The sequence below is a fragment of the Methanomicrobiales archaeon genome (assembly GCA_030019205.1).
Classification (GTDB): Archaea; Halobacteriota; Methanomicrobia; order Methanomicrobiales; family JACTUA01; genus JASEFH01.
The window spans coordinates 22,561-40,081 of the sequence record JASEFH010000010.1 but is presented as its reverse complement, the minus strand read 5'-3'; the positions used below and the strand labels follow the sequence as shown (position 1 = coordinate 40,081).

Below are 17,521 nucleotides of genomic sequence, written 5' to 3'. Positions count from 1 at the left end.
TGTTCTACGGGCGGCGTGCATGCGTGCCGCAGGTTCGATAGAGCTTCGAAAGGTCGCAGCCGGATTGCAGATGGAGTCGGAAGAATCGCCGGGCAGGTTCCCCTTTCTGCGGAATACACACGGGGGTCGGGGCACAGGGGATGCCGTTCCGAAGGGAGCTTGGGGATAGGGGGGGGTTTATGAGGCGGATGCTCCGGAGACTCTCCACGGGATCGCCGTCGACTTTCCGGAATGTCACGATCCGGGCTCAGGATTCCCAAGAGTCCCGCCATCGCGGGACGTTTCATTTTCTGAAAAGGACCGTCTTTCCGTTCGGCTTTTACCGACGCCGATGCATTGGTCGGGGAACCCCAGCAGCCAGCGTACCTGGATCTCTTCCCCCCCGGCGGGCAATCTCTCCACGGCGCGATGCGTCCGTTCGCATGCGGCAGCGTCCGCTCCCATTTCATGCGGGAAGAGCGGGATAGGGGGCGGCGGGCGTTGGAGATCGCATGCTGCGCCCGTTTGGCGCTTCGGGAGAGGATACCTCTGCAGGAACCTGATTCCCCCGCAGCCACCCCCCTCCGTGGCAGGATCGGGATGGCCATTTCCATCGACGCTCGGGCTGGACTGGCACGGCACGGGATACCCCTTCGGAGCGTACGAATGGCGGAACCGGCGGGGAAAGGCTACAGAGATACGCCGATCCCGCTCTTCCTATCCCGGCAGAGGAGAACGGATGGAAAAGACATGAATTCGACCCCAGATTCCCGACATCCTTTGCGCGAGAAGCGTGCCAGCGCATGTCGCACCCCGCCTTGCGGCACCGCAAGAGCGCCGCCGGGAGGAGGCAACGGCATCCCCGCGGAGTACCGGCTCGTGCTGGTTTAAATAGATTTGTCGCCCATATTCTCGTGCCATGGGCTGCGATCCGATCCGACTCAGCATCATCGTTCTCTTCTTCCTGTGCCTCCTGCTTCCGGCCGCCGCTCAGGAATCGGATGGGGGCGGCGAGGTGGAGGAACTCTATCCCGTCATCGTCGAGGAGGAAGAGGAGGAACTCCCCGTGGATGCGGAGACCGGGCTGAACGCCACCGATGGCTCCGCCCCGCCTATTGCCGTCAGCGACACCGAAACGGAGATCGAACTCCACCAGGCTCCGGCCCTGTACGAAACCCTTCTCTGGAAGTACGCGACCGTGGACAGGATCACGGCAGCATCCATCGCGGCGGACGGATCCCTGGCGGCAGCGGGAACCTACCGCCCCGGCCAGATCTATGTCTGGGATGGAAACGGCACGGTCCAGTGGACGAAGGGGCTGAGCGTACCTGTCAACGGCATCTCGATCTCGCCGGAGGGCAGGTACGTCGCCGTTGCCGCAGACAGGGTATACCTCTTTCTCCGGCAGGGAGCGGAGAAGTGGAGCAGGAATACGGGATACTTCGCCTACAGCGTGGCAGTGTCAGCCAATGGTAACCGTGTTGCCGCCGGGTTTGACGATGGGAGCATCCAGGTGTTCGACCAGGAAGGGAGAGAGATCGCGCGGTATGCGGCAGAGGGCAACGTGATCAGCACTGCGATATCCGAAAATGGCAGCTATGTTGCAGGGGGTTCGGACGACAGGGCCATCTACTTCCTTGACTCCAAGGGAAGACTTCTCTGGAAGCGCGTCACGGGGGGCAGCGTGGCGGGTGTCGCCATGTCGGCTGACGGTTCACTCGTCGGAGCGGGTTCGACGGACCGCGTGGCGTACTTCTTCGATCGGGAGGGAGCGCTTCTCTGGAAGTACGCTGCCAGCAGACGGATCTCTTCAGTCTCCATATCTCCCGAGGGGAATCTGGCAGCGGTCTGCGAGGGGAGCCGGATCCACGTATTCACCGCCGAGGGAAGACCGCTGTGGGTCTTCGATACCACAAACGAGGGCAACTACGTCTCCACCACCTCGTTCGGCGCGCTGGTGGGCCCCGAGATCACCCGTGCTGCCATCTCGGGACATCATCTGTTTGCCGGCAGCGGCAGCGGCGATCAGCGGGTGTACTACTTCTCCCTGAGCGCCGTGAAGCCCGTGCCCGAGAAACAGATGGGAAGACTGGCTGCCCGTGCCGTCGGCCTGGCGGAAGTGCATCAGGAATACCTGTATACCGGCGGATCAGCCCAGGATCCGGGGGAGTACACCTACATGTCCGCCGTCACCCATCTCGACCGGGATCCGGATGGCCCGATTCGGGTGCGGATTGCGGCCGCCCCGGAGTGGGTGGAGAGGCAGCCCGGGGGGATAGCCGGGATACGCATCGCGGAGTGGAGCGGAGACGGGTCTCCGCTGGTGCTGGAGACGACGTTTGTGGGCTACGATCTGTTCGGCAACGTCGTCTTCGAAGCGGTCTCTGATAACTCGTCTGCCAGGTTCGGATTGACATCCCAGGCGGCCTCCGGGGAGCGCGGTCTTTTCGATTCCCTCTTTTTGGAGCCCGGGCTGGGTGGCGTCGGCGTCCTGGTCGTATCCGCAGTAATGGTCACATTCATCGTCCTTCGGCACATATTCCGCAGAACTTCCAGAAAGACGTCTTCGAGAAGGAGATAGAAGGAGCGGGCGCGAGAATCCCCGCCGCAGGAACGCAGAGAGAGATGACGGGCAGCGGGCTACTCCGAGAGTTCTTCGATGGCCAGCTGGTACATCCAGTCGACGAGGAGATCGCACTCCTCGACCGTGCACTCCCGCTCGCATCCGATGCAGGGCACCAGTTCCCCGCCGGCGATGATCAGCCTCGGCGTCACCGCCTGTCTGCGGGCCCGGAGCACGTATGTCTTGATGCCTTCCCGGCGGAACTCGATCCGCTCGATCAGACCGGCGTCCAGGAGCCGCTTGACGATTCGGGAGCATTTCCTGCTGTCGATGTCCAGCAGTTTCCAGAGTTCGCTCTGGAGAACCCCCTCCGGCTTCGACTGGATGATCCGGAGCGCCTCCGCCTCGGCCTCTGTCAGGGGCACAGTCTTCTGCTCCGCCATGGCAGGTTCAGATAACGGGGGATATTGTCAGAATATTGTTCCCCCGGATCACTACTGTGCCCAGGTTCCGTCCCCTCTGGCTGTCGGTATACTCGATCGTCTCATCCATGTGGATGTTCAGGTACTCGTCCACGGCAACGAGCCTTCCCTGCAGTTTCCGCTTCTCGTCTTTGATCTCTACGATAATCTTTGAATCCACGAGGCCGAATACCTTCTTTATGGGCAGAACGATGCTGGTCGCCATCTTCGGTTATGTGGTTGGTGTGAGTTGATTAAATTTTCTATTGCAGGAATCTCGACGCCCGCGGGCGGGGAACATTTTCGTTCTCCTGTTGTTACCGCCCCGTATCTGCCGTCGCCGGGCGTGCGCGGGCATCGACCCGGGTGCACAGGGACGTTGGGCACACGCAGGATCGGCCACGCGGGGGGAGGGATGTCTCGCTGCCAGCCTCTGCACCTTCCGTCCACAGCGAATACGGTATGCGCGCAGCGTCTCCGACCCGCCTCGTCCAATCGGTGCAGGGGTGACGTCCCCTGCTCCTGTGCATGGGCCCGGTAGCGCATTCCGGCCCGGATTGCCTTTCTCTTCCCGGCAACGGCGGAGATCCCCGGAGACCGTCGTCGCATGCGGGATGCAGCGCAGTCGACCCGGGCTCTCCGGGATCCTCTCGCCCTTCAGTATACCCCGCCGGAGGAGCGGAGGTTCCGGCAGGGTTGCGCCCGCCAGCCCTAACGTGCGACAGGGCCGGAAATTCGGTGGCCGGACGTCTTTCGCGGGCGGATTGGTTGTGGAGAACAGTCGGGAGTCCGTGCAGTGGGTGGACGATGTGCCTCGATCTCTCGCGATGCAGGGCGCAGAACCAGTATCCCGACAGGCTGACGTCGGGATCGGGAAAGGAACGCTGTATGTCATTATCCCCGAGACGCTGCAATCCGGGGGTGTTGCCGGGCCGCTCCTTCCGGAATGTCGTATGGGGGAATGGAGCGGGTAGATAGTCTCTCTTTGTTAGGACTAACGGGCGGAGAGATCGAAGAGGGCGACAGCCGGCGAGCCCGGATGAGAGGGTCTGCAGGGAACCGGGCTCTATCGCACTGCATGGGGAAGAAGGGCGCACTCCTGCGCCAGGCGCGGACCGATTCCGGATCGCGACCATGCCAATCCCCGTACGCCCCGAAAGGCGGATGGCGGCGGGTCGCCCTGCGGTGTGTTGAGAAACCGGCTATGAACGAGCGGCAAAAATACGCGTTCACGGGGTTGCCGACCGCTACCCCGCTGCAGGATTCAGCCCTGCTCTCGGGACGAGCGACACCGCCGCTGATCGAGAGTCTGCGGTGCGCGGCAGATCCCCTGCCTCCCGCAGGAACGTCTGTGCCGCTCGGTGCGAACCCGGCACGGAACGGGTCTCGGGCAAAGGCAAGGAAAGGGATCCGGGATACGGTTGCCCCCGCATCGGCCGCTGGCAGAAAAGGGGGTGTTATTCGGGCAGGCCCTCCCACCGCTCCTTGAGTTTTGCCTCCACCTGAGGGAGCGTCGTGTACTCCATCTCGTCCAGGGAGAGGCGATGGGGCTCGAACGGGCCGTGCGAGCGGAGGTAGTCTGCCACGCGGTTGGCCTTCTGCCGCACATGGTCAAACCCGGGGTCGTCGAACATGTCCACCGGGCCGATCAGCCGCCCGTCGCTCACCTGGAACCCGAGACAGACCACCCTGGGGGGTCCGTCGAACCGCGTGCAGTTAGCATCGCAGAGTCCGACGGGCATGAACGGTCCATGGTGGGAGCCCCGCATCCAGCCGGCCACGATGACAGGGTTGGTGAAGGCCTCGATCACTTCGCCCACTGCCGGAAGCCCGCTCTGGGCCCGCACGATCATGACAGGGTCGTCCTTGCCCACGTAGCGGCCGGCCAGCAGGTTCAGGCGCTGGGTGCTCGTCGAAGCCCCGATGAGACCGTCCTTGCGGTGCACGTACTTGATCACGTAGCGCGAGGGCGCACCGATGTAGGCGAGCATGTCGTAGATCTCCTCGGGGCAGCGGAACGTGATCTTCCGCTTCTCCACGACATCGTGCACCTCGAAGATGAACCCGCTGTGCAGCCCGGGATCGATCACGAGACCGGGAGTGTTGAAGGGATCGGCGAAAATTTTGTACAGGAAATAGTTCCAGGCTCCCGGCTCGGTCTTGTCCGCCATGAAGACCAGCACCGGGTCGCTCCCCCGCTCCTCGAACTCCATCTCGGCAACCCCGGGCCCCATGCCCTTCACGTTGCCGGAGAACGCGGTCGAGAGGAGGTCCTGGCCCGCCCCGTAGAGCTTCATCCCCCTCGCAATCTCGGCACAGGCGCTGAAGACGTCCCATGCCAGGGTGTGGATCTCCGCGTCGTCCTCGCCCCGGGTGTGGGTCATGATCAGGTTCAGATCGTCACCGGCGTGCGTCACAAAAGAGTCGATGATCCGCTTCCCCTCTTCCGCTTTGAGCATCTGCGCCGCCTTCTCCATGAGCGAAGGGTGGATGCGGGAATGGCCGGGGAAACTACCAATATCCGCTTTGATGACAGAGACAGTTGTCCTGGGCATACGTCACCACATTAGTAGTGGTATTCATCATATGTATAGCTAATTTCGGGGAAGAGCGATCAGGCGGGAGGTGCGGTAAAAATGGATCATCCCGGGGCTGCCGCCTTCCGAAACGTCACCTCGAGCACGCCGTTCCTGCAGGAGCACCGCATGGACTCCGCATCGACCGGGGGCAGGTCCACGCTTTTACGGAACGTACGGTCTCCCGTCTCGGCGACGATTGTGAGCGTGCCGCCCGTGAGCCCGAGATGGATGTCCTCGAGGCGAGCGCCGGGCACCTCGGCGGCCGCTATCACGAGATCGCCGATCGTGTGCACCTCCGCTCCCGGCTCGGTGCTGTCCATCGGAACCCTCTTCGGCTTCGAACCGATGATGACGATCCGGAATCCTCCGGGGAGCATCTGTGAGCCGATACCGGCCTGCCTTAAGAGCGCCTCGATGATCGAATGCAGATCTTCGAAGCCGTCGTTTTCGAAATGGCTGTTCATGACCGTTTACCGGGCGACCGTGGTTGCGAGTCTTCGAAGTTTCTCCTGTTCCTTTTCCAGCCTCTCGGCGAGCTCTTTCGTGAGGCGGCGGATCTCCACCCATTCCTTGCGCCGCTCGAAGACCCTCTGGCGGAGCTGTTCCTTCATCGCCGCAACATCCTCCGGGAGCCCGGGCGCCTTCATCATGCCCTCCGCACGCTTCACGATCGCGACCGCCTCCTCGAGGGCATTGCGCTGTTCGGCGTTGTAGATCATCTCCCAGGCCTGGCGTTCGGCCTCCTCGATCGACTCACGGTCCATGGAGCCCCGCACCTTTCCCATCGCCTCCTCGAAGTGGCGGCGGGTAATCCGCACGTTCCCGATCGCATCCATCCTCTCCGACTCCGGCCGCCCGCCCATGGTGGCCAGGAACTCCCGCATGGCGGAAAGTTTGGCCTCTCTCACCAGGTTGGCGATATCGGCGCCCACATAACCGTCCGTCAATCCAACCAGCTCGTCGATGCTGACATCGCCGCCCAGGATCTGCTCAGCGTTCCGCAGGTACACTTCGAAGATCTTCCGCCGGGCATCCGCGTCGGGGGGCGGCACGTAGATGAGCCGGTCCAGCCGCCCCGGGCGGAGCAGTGCACCGTCGATCATGTCGGGGCGGTTCGTCGCCCCGATCACCACCACGTTCTTGAGCTCCTCCATGCCGTCCAGTTCGGTCAGCACCTGGGAGACCACGCTCTCGGTCACATGGGACGAGCCCACGTACAGCCCGCGTTTGGGCACGAGAGAGTCGATCTCGTCGAAGAAGATGATCGACGGCGCCGCCTGGCGAGCGCGGTGGAAGACCGCACGCACGCCCTTCTCGGACTCGCCCACCCACTTCGAGAGGAGCTCCGGGCCTTTCACCGAGATGAAGTTGGCCTCGCTCTCGTTCGCCACTGCCTTGGCAAGCAGGGTCTTTCCTGTGCCCGGAGGGCCGAAGAGCAGGATGCCCTTCGGGGGTTTGGTCTGGAGGCGGGCATAGACGTCCGGATACTTCAGCGGCCACTCCACCGCCTCCGTCAGTTCGGCCTTCACCTCCTCGAGACCTCCGACATCGCTCCAGTCCACGTCAGGGACCTCGACGGCCACCTCCCTCATCGCGCTTGGCTCGACATACTTCATCGATTCGTCGAAGTCGTCCCGCGTGACGACCAGCTGGTCCATGATCTCGGAGGGGATCGACTCCTCGATCTTGATCTGGGGCAGCACCCTCCGCAGGGCATGCATCGCCGCCTCCTTGACCAGGAGAGCGATGTCTGCGCCGACATATCCATGGGTGATGTTGGCGTAGTACTCCAGATCGACGTCGCCTGCGAGCGGCACTCCCCGGGTGTGGATGTTGAATATCTGGAGGCGCCCCCGCTTGTCCGGAATGCCGACCTCGATCTCGCGGTCGAACCGCCCGCCGCGCCGCAGGGCGGGATCGATGATGTCCGGCAGGTTGGTTGCGGCGATGACCACCACCTGCCCCCTGGCCTTGAGGCCGTCCATCAGGGAGAGGAGCTGGGCGACCACGCGGCGCTCCACCTCGCCGGTCACCTCCTCCCGCTTGGGGGCGATCGCGTCGATCTCGTCGATGAAGATGATGGCCGGAGCGTTCGCGGTCGCCTCCTCGAAGACCTCGCGGAGCCGCTGCTCGCTCTCGCCGTAGTACTTGCTCATGATCTCGGGGCCCGAGAGCGTGATAAAGTGAGCGTCCACCTCGTTTGCGACCGCCTTCGCGATCAGCGTCTTGCCCGTGCCCGGCGGGCCGAAGAGGAGTACGCCCTTCGGGGGCTCGATCCCCAGCCGCTCGAAGAGCTCCGGGTGGCGGAGGGGCAGCTCGATCATCTCGCGGACGAGCTGGAGCTCGCGGTCCAGTCCTCCGATGTCCTCGTAGTGCACGTCCCCGATCTCTTTCTTCCCTTTCTCCGGCTCATAGGGGGTCTCTTTCAGTTCCACCTCGGTATCGTCCGTGACGATGGCGACCCCCTTCGGCATCACCTTCGAGATCACGAAGGTGAGCGGGTTGCCCATGAGGTTGACGCGGAGGGTCTGCCCCTCGATGACCAGCCGCCCGCGCACGAGGCGTCCCAGGTACTGCTCGCCCCCCACGAGGCGTATGGGCTGAGTCGGCTGGATGACGACCTTCTTGGCGTAGCCGGCCTCTGTCTTGCGGATGCGCACTTTGTCGTCGATCCCTGCCCCTGCATTACTGCGGATGTTGCCGTCGATCCGGAGGATGGCCTTTCCGGTATCCTCGGGATCGCTGGGCCAGACCGTTGCAGCGGCCTTCTTCCGCCCGGAGATCTCGATCACGTCTCCGCTGACGAGACGCATCTCCTTCATCAGGTCCAGGCTCAGCCGCGCAATGCCTCTTCCCGCATCCCCGTGAAAGGCCTCCTTCACAGTGACTTCGTATGTATCGGCCATGGTACGATCTCCCACTCTCTTTCAGTATGCGTCGTCTACAGGTATGAGATTTACGTAAGGTAAGTGTATTAGAATATATAAATTTTACTCTGGATCGCCCGAATGGTTGCAGCGGATCGCCCCGTCCTCGGTGACGATCCAGTCCATCCTGACATCGTTTGCATCGGCCGGAATTGCATCCACCTGCTGGCAGGAGAATGCCACGCCGATCTTCACCACTCTGCGGTGACGGATCAGGAACCGATCGTAGTAGCCTGCACCGTAGCCCAGGCGGTTCCCGGCGGGATCGAATGCGAGCATAGGTATGACTGCGACCGTGACGTCCTCCGCCCGTGCCGGAATCTCGTGCCCGATGGGTTCGGGCACGTGGAACGTGCTCTCCACCAGGTGATGGAGATGCTCCAGATAGGTCAGGCGGAGCGACACCGTCTGCCGCTCAATGATTGGGACGACAATATGTTTTCCGCTGGCGAGGAGGCACTGTATGAGTTCGCGGGTGTCCACCTCCGGCTCTTTGGAGACGTACGTGAGAATGGGATCGTGCGTTTCGAGAAGGGGGAGGAGGTGCGTGCGGATCTGCCGCGCCTTCTCCGCGCGCACCCCCGGTGCGAGGTTCAGCCTCCGATCCTTCGCCACCTGCCGCAGCTCCCGCTTATCGACACTCATGTGCCGCTCATTTACGTATAGTTGATGAAATACCCACTTAAAATATTGGATCCCGGGCTCTGTCGAAATCCTCACCAAGGGCCTGTGTTCGGCTCTCGGGTGTTCTCCGGGGAAGGGCCCCGCTCCTCCTGCCCCTTCGTGCGACAGAGAGCATCCTGCCCGGCATGTACAGTTCCGGTACGGGCCTGTCGCACGGTCCCCCTCCCCTCACCGAGGGGAAGGGTGAATGCGGATCATCGATGGGTCATCCGCGGGACAGGTGGAAAATCTGCCGGGGAGCTATTCTGCAGAGCCGGATCCCGGGAAACTGGCGGATGCCAGTGCCGACCGGTCAGGCATCGGATCCCGCGGGTTTGCGATCGCCCCGCCGTGCCGTTACGAGTTGGCTCCGCTGGCGCATTCCTGCCGCCCGTGCAGGATCGGGGGGGTTGCCCCGGGCCTCAACGGTCGTCCGGAATAGTCCTCTGAAATGTCCCAGGAACCGCAGAAATGCAAAAGGGGTGTTAAAAGGTGAAGTGGCGGTTGACGATCTTCAGAGCGCAGTAGTCACCGCACATCGTGCAGGCATCCGTGTCGGCGGGCATCCGTTCGCTTCGGATCCTTCTGGCGTGCTCCGGGTTGATCGCCACCTGGAACTGCCGCTCCCAGTCGAGATCCCGGCGCGCATGCCCCATCTCCAGATCGGCATCCCGTCTTCTGAGTTTGATCATGTCCCCGACGTGGGCGGCGATCCGGGAGCTGATCACACCCTCGTAGACCTCCTCAGGCGTCGGCAGGGCCAGGTGCTCGCTCGGGGTGACGTAGCAGATGAAGTCGGCGCCATTGGCGGATGCGAGGGACGCCCCGATGGCGGCGACGCGGTCGTCGTAACCGGGCGCGATATCGGTCACGATCGGCCCGAGCATATAGAAGGGTTTGCGGTTGGTCACCCGTTTCTGGAGGATCACGTTCGCCTCGATCTCGTCGATCGGGATATGGCCCGGCCCCTCCACGATCGTCTGGACACCTTCTGCATGCGCTCTGTCGGCGAGCTCGGCGTTGATGATCAGCTCCTGGACCTGCGCCCGGTCGGTGGCGTCGTGCACGGCGCCCGCCCGCATGCCGTTCCCCATGGAGAGCGTCACCTCGTGCTCTTTCAGGATCTCCAGGAGGTAGTCGAACTCGCTGTAGAGCGGGTTCTCCTTCTCGTTGTGGATCATCCAGGCGGTCATGAAGGCCCCGCCGCGAGAGACGAGACCCCCGTGTCTCCCCTGGTTCCGCAGCCGCTTCATCGTCTCGTAGTTGATCCCCGTGTGGATGGCCATGAAGTTGGTCCCGAGCTTCGCCTGTTCGGCGGTGATCCGGAAGAGGTCGTCCTCCCGCATATGCACCACGGCGCCGTGCTTCCGCGCCGCCTCGATGAATGCCTGGTAGAGGGGAACAGAGCCGACGGAGAGGGATGTGGCCGCAATCACCCGTTTTCGGATGTCCACGAAGTCGCCGCCCGTCGAGAGCTCCATCAGCGTATCCGCGCCGGCCCGCTCCGCCATGATCGCCTTCTCCACCTCCATGTCCACGTTCACGATGTCTGTCGATGTGCCGATCGAGGCGTTGACCTTGGTGCGGAGCCCCTCGCCGATCCCGCATATTCTGACATTCCGGTAGGGGGATACGGGGATGACGATGTGGCCGCTGGCGACGCCTCGCCGCACGAAATCTTCCGTCACGCCTTCAGCCCTTGCCACCTGCCGCATCTCCTCCGTGACGACGCCCCGTCGCGCATCCTGAATGAGTCCCATGCAGTATTGGTGGGAGAAAAGACCTGATAAAGGCTCGGTTTTTCTGTTCCTGACTAAATCTGGCTTGTTAACTCATCAAGTAAACTTGATTTGCATTAGGACAACTTTTTTTACCCTGTGGGGCTCGAGGAGGGAGGGAACGAAGCTGCAACCCCTCCAGCGCCCCCTGGCTTCGCGCATGCGCACCCGGTGTGTCCCTGAGGATGACTCCCTTTCCATCATCGCGAAGGGCGATCCCGGCGGGACGCGGGTGAGGGGCGAGAGACTCAACTCCCCTCTCGCCATCTCAGTCGGGCGCGATGATGCGTGGCCTCGTAACGGGGAGGAAGGATGGCGGTGCACGGCGGGCACGAGCCCTTCGAAGGAGGGGGACGGCGGGAGATCTGCTCCGTCCCCGGGAGCGGGACATGCCCGCGCCCCACGCAATAGATTAAAAACCGCTGTTGCCCACTTAGTACACGAGTCGGTGGTTGGTTGAAGGTCAATTTCGGGGGTTTTGTCCCCCTCAGCACGGTCGATTGGCGGGGGAGAGCGGTCTGCACAGTATTCCTGCGGGGCTGTCCGGTGCGGTGCGATTACTGCCACAACCGATCCATCCAGGACGGCGAGGACTTCCGCAGCATCGAGGAAGTGATCTCCCTGATCCATACCTCCCGGCTCCTGGTGAGCGGTGTGGTCTTCTCGGGGGGGGAGCCCACCCTCCAGAAAGCCCCCCTGCTGGCGCTGGCGTCTGCCTGTCGGAAGATGGGCCTTGCAATTGGGGTCCAGACGAACGGCGTGTTTCCGGCAACGCTCGAAGCTCTCCTGGAGCGGCGTCTGGTCGACCGGATCGCCCTCGACCTGAAGACCCGCTGGGAAAGGTATGATAATCTTCTGAAGCGAAAATTCGTGGATAAGGTGCAGCGCTCGCTCCTCATCTGCCGCCAGGCGTACGAGAAGGGCGAACTGCCGGAGTTCGAGGTGGTCATCACCCTCTTCCGGGGCTGCGAAGACGAGGCCCAGTACATCGCCAGGGAGGCGAACGGCGTGGATCTGGTGCTTCAGCAGGGCGTCCTCGGAACCATCGCCCCGCTGACGCTGGCAGAGATGAAGAGGGTCGGCGATCAGCTCGGCCGGCGGGTGAAGATCCGCACGAGGGAAGAAGGCGAGGTGGAGTATGAAGGTGATCGGAGTCGTTGGATTGCCCGCGAGCGGTAAGGGAGAGTTCTCGCGGATCGCGCGGGGGATGGGCATCCCCGTCGTGGTCATGGGAGACGTCATCCGGGCTGCGGTGGAGGAGGAGGGGCTTCCCCTGACCGACCGCAACCTGGGCGACATGGCAAACCGCCTCCGGAGGGAGGAGGGCATGGATGCCATCGCGCAGCGCACGCTCCCCCTTCTGGCGGGGCTGGACGCCGACCGGGTGGTCGTGGACGGCATCCGAGGGGACGCGGAGGTGGAGACGTTCCGCCGCCACTGTGCGGACTTCACGCTGGTCGGTATCTGCTGCGGGTTCGAGATTCGGGCGCAGCGACTGAGCCGACGGGGAAGGAGCGACGATCCCCGCCACCATGCGGAGCTGCGGGAACGGGACCGCCGCGAGCTCGCCTGGGGGCTGGGGAGGGCTCTTGCCGAAGCGGACTACACCGTCTGCAACGAGGGAACCGTGGCGGAGTTCGAGGAGAGCGTAATCCGGCTGCTGTCCAATCTGCAGGGGGCGTAAATGCCGCTCACACCGGCCTTCTCCGCCTCATCCCGCGTCTGGGAGTCATGCGACTGGGTGCATGCCCTTGAGCCCATGGGCTACCGGGGCTGGGAGATCGTCTCGGACGGAAGGTACAGCCTCCTGAATGAGGATACATTCCGGGGCATCCGGGATACGATCGGGAGCACCTCCCTGCAGGTGACCGTACACGCCCCCTACAGCGACCTCAACATCGCCTCGATGAACCACCCCATCTACCGCGAGTCGATCCGCCAGACGATAAAGACGATCGAGGCTGCGAACAGGCTCGGGGCCTCGACAGTGACCTTTCACCCCGGCTACCTCTCCCCCGTGGGCAAACTGGTGCCGGACAAGGTCTGGGCAGCGCAAAAGTCCGCTCTCGCCGAGATCGGGCGGGCGGCATCGGAGTTCGGGGTGCTGGCATGCCTGGAGAACCTGGGAGGATATCGGGAGTTCCTCTGCCGCTTCCCGGAGGAGATCCTGGGCATGACCGAGGATCTGGAGGGAATCGGGATCACGCTCGACGTGGGGCACGCGAACACGGTCGGTCGGGTACCGGCGTTCCTGGCCCATCTCGGATCCGTGCACCACCTGCACATCCACGACAACCACGGCAGCCGCGACGAACATCTGGCCCTGGGCGCAGGCACCATCGACTGGAAGGAGGTCGGGCGGGCAGTCGCCTCCCGCTACTCGGGAACGGTGGTGGTGGAGGGGCGGAGCCTGGAAGAAGCGAACCAGAGCCTGTCCATGTTCCGGAGGTGGTTCGTATAGCCGGCGAGACGCTGCACGTCTACTTCCTGGGGACGGCGGGGGCACTCCCCACCCCCTACAAGAACCCGCCCTGCATCATGGTGCGGCGGGGCTCTGTCACCCTCCTCTTCGACTGCGGGGAAGGGGCGCAGCAGCAGATGATGCGGGCCCGCAGCGGGTTTTCAGTGGACGGCATCTTCGTCACGCACTGGCATGCGGACCATTTCCTGGGGATCTTCGGCCTCACGGAGACGCTCTCGTTCATGGGCAGGACGGAGCCGCTCACCGTTTACGGGCCGGAGGGCGTGCACGAGTTCGCGGGGCTGGTGCGGCAGATCGGAAGGTCCAAGCTGGGCTTCCCCCTCCTTGCGCAGGAGCTGACTCCCGGATCCACGGTCCCGTTCGAGGGGTTCTCCGTCACCGCGTTCGGAATCCAGCACGGCATGCCGGGCCTCGGCTACATCCTCGCAGAAGACGACCGCCCCGGGAGGTTCAACCGGGAGCGCGCGATCGAACTGGGAGTGCCTCCGGGACCGCTCTTCGGGCGGCTCCAGCGGGGGGAGACGGTCACGATCGTGCAGGACGGCAGGGAGAGAGAGATCCATCCCGACGATGTCCTGGGGCCTCCCCGCCCGGGGAGGAAGCTGATCTATACGGGCGACACGCGGCCCATACACCACAGCATCGAGACGGTGGGACGGGGGGCGGATCTCCTCATCCACGACGCCACGTTCGACGATGCCGAGCGGGAGCGGGCGATCGAGGTATTCCACTCCACCGCTGGCGAGGCCGGGGAGGCGGCGGCGCATCTGAACGTGCAGAGGCTTGCGCTCGTGCACATCAGCTCCCGGTACACGAATCCGGCAACCCACATCCGCGATGCGCGCAAGAAGTTCGACGGGGAAGTGATCGCGCCGCCCGATCTGACCGTGCTGGAGATATCCTTCAGGAGCTGATATGGCAGGCGAGAGTGATTCCGATGATCGAGGGCATAGGCCGCCGCATCGGATATCTTCTTACCGGGCTGATCGCACTTCTGATCGCTTCCCTGGCCGAAATCGGTGCAGGAATATCCCTAGGTTCCGTCAACGAGCTCATCGCGATGCTCCCCGGCCTGCTGCTGCTGGTGCCGCCATCGATAGACATGCGGGGGAATATATCCGGCGCACTCGTCTCCCGCCTGGCATCGTCCATGCACCTTGGCGAGTTTGAAATCAAACTTGCAGAAGAGAGTGTGCTGGGGGACAATATTCGGGCAGCCATCATCATCACCCTGGTCATCTCCCTTCTTCTCGGACTCATGGCGAGTGGAACGGCCGGACTCATGGGGATCCACGGTCTCACTCCCCTGGATTTCACGCTGATATCCGTCTTCAGCGGGATCCTGTCAGGATCTCTCCTGATCCTGTTCACCCTGGTCATATCCGCCGCCAGCTACTGGTATGGTCTCGATCTGGACATGATCGGGGCTCCATCGGTGACAGCGATCGGGGATCTGGTGACGGTTCCGATCCTGCTCATCACCGCACTCGGCGTTCTCCGGATTCCAATGGAGATCCGGGTCGCCTGCGGAATTGCCATTCTCATACTGGCCATTCTCCTCGTGGCCTACACTTCGCGGACAACAGACCGCATCCGCTCGATCTTTCGGGAAAGTCTCATGCTCTTACCCCTGCTCGCCTTCCTTGGCATCATCGCGGGTGCTGTCTACAGCACGGAGGCGGAGCAGCTGACCACCTCTGCAGCGCTGCTCATCCTTATCCCGCCTTTCATGGGGGTCTGCGGTTCGATTGGAGGCATCATGAGTTCGCGGCTCGCGACGGGACTCCACATGGGGACAATCTCTCCGACATACCTGCCGGGGCGGGACTCTCTTCCTTACTTCTCCCTCACTTTTCTGTACGCGGTCGTACTGCTCCCGTTCCTCGGATTCACCGTCCACATCGCTGCCGGGGTGTTTGGGATGGGATCGCCCGGCGCGCTCCTGCTGGTGGGGATCAGCATGTCCGCGGGAGTGGCAGTCATGGCCCTGACAAGTGCCATCGCTTACCTGGTTGCCAGCCTCTCCTTCCTGCACGATCTGGATCCGGACAGTTTCGGGATACCGATCATCACAACCACGATTGATGTGATTGGAGCGCTGGTATTGACGACGATGATCGCCATTGTGCTCGGCTGATTCCTGTCCGGTCCTCTGTCCCGAAATTGCGATTTTATCCCGAGGAAAGGCGGGCTCCGATCGCACAGTTCGAGGAAGCGGAGGAGTTGCCGGTATTTGTTACCTTCGCACGAGTCGAGACTGCAGGCAAAGGCTGCGGACAGGCTCGCCGACCGAAAAGAGGCGGATGTACTCCGGGATGAGAGAGATCCGATGGTGCATCCGATGCGCAGGCGATCAGGTCCCGTGCGAGCAGTTGTGCATCCATGCCGTGGATTCCGGCCGTTCGAGAGGGGGAGAGACGAAGGCATAATCGGTCTGACAGATCGGCACATGTCTTCCTGCGCGCTCATTCCCCTTCAGCCGCGAGCACTCCCTGGAAAGTCGTGCCCTGAGCAGCGAGATGGATACTTCAGGGCTGCAGAACAGGAAGAAAATGAGTTCTGAAGCCCCTTGCATGCACCAGAGCCGGGTTCTGCCGGTCTCTGCTGATGGCAGGTGCTGGAAATCCGATGTGCGCATACCCGCATGAACCCAGTCCGACCGGATGGGGAGGGCAGGATTGCACTGCGACAAAGACAGATATGCGGGGATCGTTTCGGGGATGTAAGGCGGAATCGGGTGAAATCCCCGCAGTATCCATGCCTCAGGTCTGAACGAATGCGGTGCGCTTTGGGACCGCAAAACATTATTCCGGTGGTGTCTGCATGGATCTCCCTATTGGGCGATGTAAATACGGAATCAACATAATTATCATTGATTCAGGTTCAACCAAGTTTTATATATTAATTTTATCTTATAATCTTGATACAGGCTGATGGATTTTAAACTTTTTAGTCGGTAATAAGGATTAAATAGTTAAAGCAATGTATATCCCCGTGCCCCCGCTTAGGTTCGCTAGGCAGGGAATACTCCATCTGGTTGAGGTGAGAACAACGCTATGAAGATGCTGATGAGAGCAGGCACCATTCTCGCAATGGTCTTGCTGGTTGCCGTGGCGTTTGTCGGGGTCGCCAGTGCCGGCGATTCTGTATGCACACCGTCCGACGGCTGCAAGTGCACCGTGAAGGGTGCAAAGTATGGCTACTGCGAGGCAGGAACCTGCTGTTCCCGCGAGACCTGCACCGGGCTCGAGGGCTGGAAGATCTACATCGACCTGAACAAGAACGGGATGTGGGATGAGAATGAGCCCTACGACATCACGAACGAGACTGGCAATTACCTGATCCAGTTCGACTGCACTCAGGACTCTGTCGAATACCACATCCGCGAAGTCCAGCAGAATGGCTGGGTGCTGACTTTTCCACTCCTGCCCAATTACGGCTACCATGCAGCGTACCTGTGCTGCGGCTGCAACCCTGACCCGTGCGGCGATGCATGCCACAAGTCGATCTGGAGAAGTTTCTGCAACGAACCCCTGGGATGCACGCGGACACCCGGATACTGGAAGACGCACTCTGTATACGGCCCGGCACCCTACGACAGCACCTGGGCATCCATTGGAGAGGATACCCTGTTCTACGAGAGCGGCCAGAGTTTCTATGAGGTGCTGTGGACCGAACCCCGGGGCAACGCGTACTACATCCTCTCGTTCCAGTTCATCGCCGCCCAGTTGAACGTCCTGAGCGGTGCGCATCTCCCGCCGGCTGTGGAGGATGCGATGGAAGATGCGGCAGTTCTGTTCAACACGTACACCCCTTCGCAGATTGCTCAGCTGAAGGGGAACAGTGCGGTCCGGCAGAGGTTCATCGAGCTGGCGGACCTGATCAACGACTACAACGAAGGCGAGCTGGGGGTGCCCCACTGCACGTGACGGAATACAGGATATCCCAGGATATCTGAGAATCGCTGCATGGCCCTGCCCCCTTTTTTCGTCTTCGGCAGGGGTACCCGCATCGCTCATCGTTCTCCGGACAGGGCGAGACTCCCCGCTCCACGAATAACCGGATCCCGGAAGGCTCCGGGAATGCCCG

The 17,521-nt window shown here is 62.3% G+C and carries 14 protein-coding genes; 7 read left to right on the top strand and 7 right to left on the bottom strand.

The genetic code is table 11. The features are described 5' to 3' along the window. Positions 1 to 898 precede the first annotated feature (898 nt). Positions 899 to 2,560: a PQQ-binding-like beta-propeller repeat protein gene (locus QMC96_07155; protein MDI6876532.1), complete on the top strand. Its 1,662-nt coding sequence runs from the start codon at positions 899 to 901 to the stop codon at positions 2,558 to 2,560. A 59-nt stretch (positions 2,561 to 2,619) separates the two neighbouring features. Here the strand turns inward: QMC96_07155 and QMC96_07150 are convergent, their stop codons facing one another. The 7 genes from QMC96_07150 to thiC form a co-directional block, all read right to left on the bottom strand. Beyond that, entirely contained in the window at positions 2,620 to 2,985 is a 366-nt protein-coding gene (locus QMC96_07150; GenBank protein MDI6876531.1) for a MarR family transcriptional regulator, read from the bottom strand. A gap of 7 nt (positions 2,986 to 2,992) precedes the next feature. Next, positions 2,993 to 3,229, bottom strand: coding sequence for a ribonucleoprotein (locus QMC96_07145; protein ID MDI6876530.1), 237 nt, complete (start codon positions 3,227 to 3,229; stop codon positions 2,993 to 2,995). Positions 3,230 to 4,460: 1,231 nt separating this feature from the next. Continuing rightward, entirely contained in the window at positions 4,461 to 5,558 is a 1,098-nt protein-coding gene (fbp, locus tag QMC96_07140) for a fructose-1,6-bisphosphate aldolase/phosphatase (GenBank protein MDI6876529.1), read from the bottom strand. An 86-nt stretch (positions 5,559 to 5,644) separates the two neighbouring features. Further along, positions 5,645 to 6,046 (bottom strand): Hsp20/alpha crystallin family protein, encoded by a 402-nt coding sequence (locus QMC96_07135; GenBank protein MDI6876528.1) that lies wholly within the window; start codon positions 6,044 to 6,046, stop codon positions 5,645 to 5,647. Between the two features lie 6 nt (positions 6,047 to 6,052). Then, positions 6,053 to 8,488, bottom strand: coding sequence for a CDC48 family AAA ATPase (locus QMC96_07130; protein MDI6876527.1), 2,436 nt, complete (start codon positions 8,486 to 8,488; stop codon positions 6,053 to 6,055). 84 nt (positions 8,489 to 8,572) lie between these two features. Further along, positions 8,573 to 9,154 (bottom strand): 5-formyltetrahydrofolate cyclo-ligase, encoded by a 582-nt coding sequence (locus tag QMC96_07125; GenBank protein ID MDI6876526.1) that lies wholly within the window; start codon positions 9,152 to 9,154, stop codon positions 8,573 to 8,575. Between the two features lie 503 nt (positions 9,155 to 9,657). Continuing rightward, positions 9,658 to 10,932, bottom strand: coding sequence for a phosphomethylpyrimidine synthase ThiC (gene thiC, locus QMC96_07120; GenBank protein MDI6876525.1), 1,275 nt, complete (start codon positions 10,930 to 10,932; stop codon positions 9,658 to 9,660). 474 nt (positions 10,933 to 11,406) lie between these two features. Here thiC and QMC96_07115 point away from each other — a divergent pair, with 474 nt between their 5' ends. From QMC96_07115 to QMC96_07090, 6 genes are all read left to right on the top strand, one after another. Further along, complete coding sequence (locus QMC96_07115; protein ID MDI6876524.1) at positions 11,407 to 12,129, top strand: anaerobic ribonucleoside-triphosphate reductase activating protein; 723 nt, start codon at positions 11,407 to 11,409, stop codon at positions 12,127 to 12,129. Continuing rightward, positions 12,089 to 12,634 carry an AAA family ATPase gene (locus QMC96_07110; protein ID MDI6876523.1) on the top strand — a complete coding sequence of 182 codons (546 nt, stop codon included), beginning with the start codon at positions 12,089 to 12,091 and terminating at the stop codon, positions 12,632 to 12,634. Before QMC96_07115 ends, QMC96_07110 begins: the two co-directional genes overlap by 41 nt. Continuing rightward, positions 12,635 to 13,411: a sugar phosphate isomerase/epimerase family protein gene (locus tag QMC96_07105; GenBank protein MDI6876522.1), complete on the top strand. Its 777-nt coding sequence runs from the start codon at positions 12,635 to 12,637 to the stop codon at positions 13,409 to 13,411. It begins immediately after the preceding gene. Next, complete coding sequence (gene rnz, locus QMC96_07100) at positions 13,399 to 14,346, top strand: ribonuclease Z (protein MDI6876521.1); 948 nt, start codon at positions 13,399 to 13,401, stop codon at positions 14,344 to 14,346. Before QMC96_07105 ends, rnz begins: the two co-directional genes overlap by 13 nt. Positions 14,347 to 14,369: 23 nt before the next feature. Further along, the gene (locus tag QMC96_07095; GenBank protein ID MDI6876520.1) at positions 14,370 to 15,569 is read left to right on the top strand and encodes a magnesium transporter; all 1,200 of its coding nucleotides are present in this window, start codon (positions 14,370 to 14,372) and stop codon (positions 15,567 to 15,569) included. A gap of 919 nt (positions 15,570 to 16,488) precedes the next feature. Continuing rightward, a complete protein-coding gene (locus tag QMC96_07090; GenBank protein ID MDI6876519.1) occupies positions 16,489 to 17,361 on the top strand; it encodes a hypothetical protein in 873 nt (290 codons plus the stop codon). The last annotated feature ends 160 nt before the right edge of the window (positions 17,362 to 17,521 follow it).